7 protein-coding genes and 1 rRNA gene are annotated in these 6644 nt (G+C 69.8%); 4 read left to right on the top strand and 4 right to left on the bottom strand.

Annotation, left to right across the window (positions count from 1 at the left end; translation table 11 throughout):
* Positions 1-88 (top strand): 5S ribosomal RNA (gene rrf, locus AB0L65_RS05590); the annotation flags it as partial.
* Positions 89-140: 52 nt separating this feature from the next.
* Here rrf and AB0L65_RS05585 read toward each other — a convergent pair.
* Complete coding sequence (locus AB0L65_RS05585; RefSeq protein WP_364240554.1) at positions 141-767, bottom strand: LysE family translocator; 627 nt, start codon at positions 765-767, stop codon at positions 141-143.
* Positions 768-863: 96 nt separating this feature from the next.
* On the opposite strand from AB0L65_RS05585, the gene AB0L65_RS05580 reads away from it, so the two are divergent.
* On the top strand, positions 864-1322 hold the full coding sequence (locus tag AB0L65_RS05580; protein ID WP_364240551.1) for an Lrp/AsnC family transcriptional regulator: 459 nt from the start codon (positions 864-866) through the stop codon (positions 1320-1322).
* A 260-nt stretch (positions 1323-1582) separates the two neighbouring features.
* On the opposite strand, the gene AB0L65_RS05575 is transcribed toward AB0L65_RS05580, so the two are convergent.
* Positions 1583-2068 (bottom strand): helix-turn-helix domain-containing protein, encoded by a 486-nt coding sequence (locus AB0L65_RS05575; protein WP_357734850.1) that lies wholly within the window; start codon positions 2066-2068, stop codon positions 1583-1585.
* A gap of 96 nt (positions 2069-2164) precedes the next feature.
* Between AB0L65_RS05575 and AB0L65_RS05570 the strand changes: the two genes are divergently transcribed.
* The gene (locus tag AB0L65_RS05570) at positions 2165-2749 is read left to right on the top strand and encodes a dihydrofolate reductase family protein (protein WP_364240549.1); all 585 of its coding nucleotides are present in this window, start codon (positions 2165-2167) and stop codon (positions 2747-2749) included.
* Between the two features lie 106 nt (positions 2750-2855).
* Here AB0L65_RS05570 and AB0L65_RS05565 read toward each other — a convergent pair whose 3' ends face one another.
* A complete protein-coding gene (locus AB0L65_RS05565; RefSeq protein ID WP_364240546.1) occupies positions 2856-4325 on the bottom strand; it encodes a phosphodiester glycosidase family protein in 1470 nt (489 codons plus the stop codon).
* Positions 4326-4583: 258 nt separating this feature from the next.
* Between AB0L65_RS05565 and trpS the strand changes: the two genes are divergently transcribed.
* On the top strand, positions 4584-5546 hold the full coding sequence (gene trpS / locus AB0L65_RS05560; RefSeq protein WP_364240544.1) for a tryptophan--tRNA ligase: 963 nt from the start codon (positions 4584-4586) through the stop codon (positions 5544-5546).
* Between the two features lie 57 nt (positions 5547-5603).
* On the opposite strand, the gene AB0L65_RS05555 is transcribed toward trpS, so the two are convergent.
* Positions 5604-6641 carry a methyltransferase gene (locus AB0L65_RS05555; RefSeq protein ID WP_364240541.1) on the bottom strand — a complete coding sequence of 346 codons (1038 nt, stop codon included), beginning with the start codon at positions 6639-6641 and terminating at the stop codon, positions 5604-5606.
* Positions 6642-6644: the final 3 nt, after the last annotated feature.

Raw genomic sequence — 6644 nt, 5'->3', positions numbered from 1 at the left:
CGGTTACATTCCGAACCCGGAAGTTAAGCTTCTCTGCGCCGATGGTACTGCACTCGGGAGGGTGTGGGAGAGTAGGTCGCCGCCGGACAATCTTTGAGGGGGTTCGACGCCTTGGGCGTCGGACCCCCTTTTTTTTGTGTTCAATGGGTGCCGAGCGTGGCGGCCGCGACCACCAGGAGCATCGTGCCGGAGACGGCCGAGATCCGGCGGGCGGCCTTCGGGGTCCGGGTCAGAGCGTGGCTGGCCCGTGCCGTGGCCAGGGCGAGCAGGCCGTACAGGACGGCGCAGTTCGCGACATGGAGCAGGCCGAGTACGGCGAGTTGAATGCCCAGGGGGACGCCCGCCTCCGTGGAGATGAACTGGGGCATCAGCGACAGGTAGAGCAGCACGCCCTTCGGGTTGAGCAGGGCCGTGAGCATGCTCTGTCGCAACACCCTGCCCGTGGGCTGCGGGGTCGCGCCCGGGAGCGGGGTGGCGGGGTTTCTGAGCGACGCCAGGGTCTTGATCGCCAGGAAGACGAGATACGCGGCGCCGGCGTACCGCATCGCGGGCAATGCGGCGGGGACCGCGCGAAGTGCGGCGGCGAGGCCGACGGCGGCCAGGACCGTGTGCACGGTGTAGCCCGAGCAGATCCCCGCCACCGCCGTGAGGCCGGTGCGGCGGCCCTGGCCGAGCGAGCGGGCCATGACGTAGAGCATGTCGGGGCCCGGCGTGCAGATCAGCAGCAGGTCCATGCCGAGGAAGAGCACCAGCAGCCGGGTTTCCATGAGAACCACCTCCTTGTGGGACGGTAGTCAAGGAGGGCTGGCACGCGATGGTCTGTTCGTGCTGCTTCGGGCGGGGGAGTGGCAGGATATTGCGCTGTGGACAGGATTGACCGCAGGATCCTCCAGGAGCTGCAGCGGGACGGGCGGCTGAGCAACACCGAACTGGCCGACCGGGTCGGGCTCACACCGTCGCCGTGCCTGCGTCGGGTGCGGCAGTTGGAGGAGTCCGGCGTCATCCGCGGCTACCGGGCGCTGGTCGACGGGGGCGCGGTGGGACGGGGGTTCCAGGCGTTCGTCACCGTGGTGATGAGGTACGAGGATCACGACACGGTGGCGGAGTTCGAGCGGCGGGTGGCGGGGATGCCGGAGGTGGTGGAGGCGCACCGGCTGTTCGGCGATCCGGACTTCCTGCTGCGGGTGGCGGTGGCGGATCTGGCGGCGTACGAGCGCTTCTACTCCGAGACCCTCTCCGGGCTGCCGGGGGTGGCGCAGGTGACGTCGCACCTTGCAATGAAGGCCGTGAAACCGGACATGGGTCTGCCGGTGGACGCTTAAGATCCGACGCCCGCACATCACGCGTCCACGCCCGCACGGCGCATATCGGCGTCTGCCCGGGGATGTCGGCGCTCGCACGTCGCGCGTGCACGCCCGCACGGCGAATGTCGGCGCTTGCACAGCGCACGTCGACGCCGTGCATGTTGTCATGGCCGTCGCGCGGCTCGTGTGCCTCTCAAGCGACCGGCCATGGCGTCGCGTCCGACTCCGTTTATGGCGTCAGAGCACGGCGGCGTTGTGTCTGATTCCCGCTCAAGGAGTCAGAGCGCGTCGGTGTAGGCCTTGGCGAGGCGTTCCATGACGCTTGGGCCGTTCCGTTCCGGCGGCGGGGCGCCGAGGTGGATGGTCCGGAGCTCGGCCATGAACTCGTTCCACAGCTCCGGTCCGCCGGCCGCGAGCAGTTCCGCTCGCACCCGCAGCCGCTTCGTGGTGGGGCGGTGGTGTAGCCCCCACTCGCCGAGCTGCGCGAAGATCGGGACCAGTTGGATCGACGCCTCGGTCAGGCTGTAGGCGGCCCGCCGTCCGGGCCCCGCGTCCTCGCGGGTCAGCAGGCCCGCGTTCACCAGGCGCTTCAGCCGGTCGGCCAGGATGTTGGAGGCGATCCCCTCCTCGGAGCCGGCGAGCAGCTCCCTGAAGTAGCGCCGGCTCCCGAACATCACGTCCCGCAGCACGAGCAGGCTCCAGCTGTCACCGAACGCCTCGACCGCGGCATTGATCGGGCAACCAGAACGCGCCGACTCTGCCAACTCGCACCTCACCTCCGAACTGGTTGCAATCTACCACCGGGTGGCCTAGCGTGAGGCTACCGGTTGCAAATCGCAAGCAGATGTAGGAGGCAACGAATGAGCGACACCGAGCCGCAGACCGCGGGCGGAAAGGTGCTCTGGCACTTCACGATGTCGCTGGACGGGTTCGTGGCGGGGCCGAAGCATGAGATGGACTGGATGGTCGGGAGCTCGTTCCGGCCGGGCCTGGTCGATGAGTACGTAGAGACCACGGGCGCCGTGCTGGGCGGTCGAGACGGTTGGGACCATTACCCCGATCCCGGCGGCATCTACGGTGGCGCCTGGAAGGGACCGCTTTTCGTCCTCACCCACCACCCCGAGGACGCGACGCCTACTGACGGAGTCACGTTTCTGAGCTGCGACCCGGCCGAGGCGGTGCGGATCGGCCTGGAGGCGGCAGGGGGCAAGAACATCGAGGTGTTCTCGCCGACCATCGGCCGTCAGCTGCTTGAGCTCGGGCTGATCGACGAGATCGACCTGCACATCGCGCCGGTCCTGCTGGGTGAGGGCATCCGGCTGTACGACAACCCCGGCGCCGAGCCGATCCGCCTCCACCGGCTCGGCGAGGACGACCCCGCGTCGGTCGTGAACGTGCGCTACCGGCCCGCCACCACGGCGAAGACGACCCCGCCTCGGCCGTGAACGTCCGCTACCGGCCAGCCCTAACGGCGACGGCCCCCGGGTAGGTGGGGTGCAGCCGTGCACCAGGGGCTGGTGGCACGGCTGCGGTTCGTTCGGGCCTGGTGTGTTACTTGGGCAGGACCAGGAGGGCGTCGCCGACGCCGCGCTCCACGCCGTCCGAGGGCCGGTTGATCAGCTTGTTGCCGACCACCATGGCCGTCGAGCCGCCCCCGTCCAGGTTGATGGCCTGCGTGGCACCCAGCCACCGCATGAACTGGGCGGCCTCGAGGAAGTTCGCCCCCACGGTCACGCCCGGGTTGCGGCCGTCGATGGTGGCGATGATGAGGCTGCCGTTCCTCGTGGTGCCGAGGAGGGTGCGCGGGTGGCGGCGCAGGATCATGTTGACGGAGTCGTGGCCGTCCTGCTTGGCGGTGATCTTCACCTTGCCGTTCCGCACGAGGCCGACGCTGCCCGCGATCACGTTGAGGTCCGGGGTCAGCGCGAGCGCCTTGTCGGTACGCAGGTCCACGACCTTGGTGTCGACCTTGACCGTCCAGTCCTGGGAGGCGTGCTCGTTGAGCCAGTCGGCGGCCAGGCCGTTGCCGTGCAGCACCCGTGTCCCGGCGGCCACCGCGGCGCCCGACTCGCGCAGGCCGACGACCTTGCCGTTGGCGTCGAGGACGGCGTCGGTCCCGCCGGTGGGCGTCTTGGCGCCCCACTCCTCGGTGTACAGCACCAGCTCGTCCGTCGTGACGGCCCGGTTGACGCCGTTGACCTCGGTCTTCTGGCCGTCCTGGGAGGTGGCGGTGACGGTGGTCTTCAGCTCGGTGATCTTGGCCGTACGGCCCTTGAGGACGACGGCCGAGCGGCCGGGGACGGCCTCGCTGAGCAGCTTGCCCTTGACCACGGACGCGCCGACGGGCTCGCCGCGCAGGGCCTTGTCGGTGTGGATGTTGAAGAAGCCGCCGTTGACGCCGACCAGCGCGTTCTGGGCCTTGGCCATCGACGAGACGGTCTCCCGCTTGGCCACGCTGGTGCCGAGCGAGGACGCGAACGAGCCGCCGAACGCCCCGGCGTCGATCATCACGACCTTGACGTCCCAGGGACCGGTGGTCTTGAGCCCGTCGTCGCCGAGGTAGTCGACCTTGACCTTCAGCCCCGCTTCCTTGAGCTTCTTGGCGGTCTCCTCGGCCTTCTTCTTGTCGTCGAGGGACCAGAGGCCGACCCGGACCATGTACACGGTCTGGGAGGCGGCGTCGGCGACGCTCGGCCGTACCACCTTCTGCACGCTGGGGGTCTCGCCGGCGGCCTCCACCTCGGCGGCCTTGGACTCGGCGGTCGTCTGCATTCCGTAGTCGCGGCCGCTCGGCATCAACACGGTCACCGTGTAGCCGTCGGTCGCCGAGCCGGCCTTCACGTCGTACATGTCGATGCCCTGCGCGACGGCGGTCATCGTCTTGGTCGGCACGGGCCTGCTGCCCAGCGGGAACTTGGCCGACGGGAACCGCACCGACGCCTGCTCCGCCGCGGCGGGCAGGGTGGTGAGGGAGAGCGCGGCGGCTATGGCCAGGCCACCGGCAAGGGTGCGTCGAGACATGAATTCTCCAGAGGGCGGAAAAGGGACCGCACCATACTGGCGAGATCATGGTCGCCGGGGCAGGCGAACACGCGAAACGGTAAAAGAGGTTACGAGATTGACACCGCAAACGGATACACTTCGCGTATGACACGCATCAGCATGTGGTGGCGGCCGACAGACGGCCGCTGATTTCCCCATGCACGGGCCGTCTTCGAGACGGCCCTCCAAGCGTGCGGTCCTCTCCGAGACGGCGTGACCTGAAAGAGAGAGACCGAAATGAACGACGTCGTACTCACCGGTGACCGTCCGACCGGATCGCTGCACCTGGGCCATTACTTCGGCTCGCTGGCCAACCGTGTCACGTTGCAGGACAAGTTCCCGATGTACGTGCTGATCGCCGACTACCAGGTGATCACCGACCGGGATCTGCCCGGCGCGATCCAACGCAACATCACCGAGCTGCTGCTCGACTATCTGGCGGTGGGCATCGACCCGGCCAAGGTGACGATCTTCCAGCACAGCGCCGTCCCCGAGCTGAACCAGCTGCTGCTGCCTTTCCTGAGCCTGGTGTCGGTCTCCGAGCTGCACCGCAACCCCACGGTCAAGGACGAGATCGCGCACAGCTCGCAGCGGGCGGTCAGCGGCCTGATGTTCACCTATCCGGTGCACCAGGCGGCCGACATCCTGTTCTGCAAGGGCACGCTGGTGCCCGTGGGCAAGGACCAGCTCCCGCACGTGGAGGTGACGCGGCTGGTGGCGCGCCGCTTCAACGAGCGCTACGGCGAGGTGTTCCCGGAGCCCGAGGCCATGATGGGCGAACGGCCGCTGCTGCAGGGGCTCGACGGCGGCAAGATGAGCAAGAGCCGCGGCAACGCGATCGCCCTGTCGGCCACCGAGGACGAGACGGCCGCCCTCATCCGCAAGGCCCGCACCGACTCCGAGCGGCTGATCACCTTCGACGAGACGCGCCGGCCCGAGGTGGCGAACCTCCTCACCCTGGCCGGCCTCTGCCTCGGCCGCTCGCCGCAGGACATCGCCGAGGAGATCGGGGACGGGGGCGCGTCCGCGCTCAAGAGGCTGGCCACCGAGGCGGTCAACGAGTTCCTGCGGCCGATCAGGAAGCGCCGTGCCGAGCACACCGAGGAGGAGGTGCGGCAGATCCTGACCGCGGGGAACGCGGCGGCGAGAGAGCGGGCGATCATGACGCTGGACGAGGTACGGGCGGCGATGGGCTTCTAGCGCTTTTTACCGGGGTTCGTGGCGGCGGGCAGCCGATGGGCTTCGCGGCGGCGGTGCCTATCGTGGCCGGTGGGCGGGGAGTGAGGCCAGGGCCAGTTCGGTGGGGACGGAGCGGAGGGGGCGGCGGTGCCGGGGTGCGCGGAAGCCCGCCGCCCGCAGCAGCTCCGACACCTCCCGGAAGCCGCGTACCCTGCCGCCGGCCGTGACCAGGTAGTTCAGGTCCAGCAGGTGCAGCAGGGCGCGGCTGGCCCGGCCGGGCATGACGCTGTCCCCGAACTGGTCGCCCACCACGACCGTCCCGCCCGGGTTGAGGGCCGCGGCCACCCGCCCCAGGAGAGTGGCGGCCTGCGCGTCCTCCAGCCCGTGCACGACGTTGAACAGCAGCGCGATGTCGTACCCGTCACCCAGGTCGCCGTCCAGGAACGACCCGGCACGCACGCTCAGCCGGGGATGGGCGGCGGTGGCCTGGAGCGCCTGCGGCAGGTCCAGCACGGTGGCGTGGAGCCGGGGGTGCCGCCGCAGCAGCTCCAGGCTGAACCGGCCGTGGCCGCCGCCCACGTCCAGCACCCGCCGGGCGCCGCGCGGCACCGGGACGGCCCTGGCCATCGCCGGAGCCTGCCGCCCGGCCAGCGCCGCCGTCCACGCCTGGAACGACCGGGACAGCTCGGGATCGCCTTCCAGCAGCTCGTAGAAGGGCGTGGCGGGCGCCCCGTCGCGCACCGCCTTCTCCAGCCGGGGCCAGATGACGCACGCCGTACGTTCCCAGAACTCCAGCCCCGCCACCAGGGACTGCGGCGAGTCCGTCGTGAACCACAGTCGCGAGGCGCGGGTCAGGCGGTAGCGACCGCCGCGGACCCGCAGGTAGCCGAGCCCGGCCAGGGAGCGTAACAGCATGTCCGAGGAGCGGGCGTCCAGGCCGAGCGTGGTGGCGAGCTCGGCGCCGGTGGACGGGCGCTCGCGCAGGGCGTCGAAGACGCCCGTCCTGGCCGCCGCGACGAGCGCGTGCAGGCCCAGGACGCCGAAGTAGTCGAGCATCGGAGGCACGATCGACAGCCGGTGCGCCGCGGCCTCCACGGCGTTGAAGAAGAGGGGCACGAA

It is taken from the genome of Nonomuraea sp. NPDC052116 (assembly GCF_040680035.1).
In the GTDB taxonomy this organism is placed as follows: Bacteria; Actinomycetota; Actinomycetes; order Streptosporangiales; family Streptosporangiaceae; genus Nonomuraea; species Nonomuraea angiospora_A.
This window is presented reverse-complemented; position numbering and strand designations above follow the sequence as displayed.

Coding starts and splice junctions, on each gene's coding strand:
- AB0L65_RS05570 (WP_364240549.1), top strand. CDS start 2,165: ATGAGCGACACCGAGCCGCAGACCGCGGGCGGAAAGGTGCTCTGGCAC.
- AB0L65_RS05585 (WP_364240554.1), bottom strand. CDS start 767: ATGGAAACCCGGCTGCTGGTGCTCTTCCTCGGCATGGACCTGCTGCTG.
- AB0L65_RS05565 (WP_364240546.1), bottom strand. CDS start 4,325: ATGTCTCGACGCACCCTTGCCGGTGGCCTGGCCATAGCCGCCGCGCTC.
- trpS (WP_364240544.1), top strand. CDS start 4,584: ATGAACGACGTCGTACTCACCGGTGACCGTCCGACCGGATCGCTGCAC.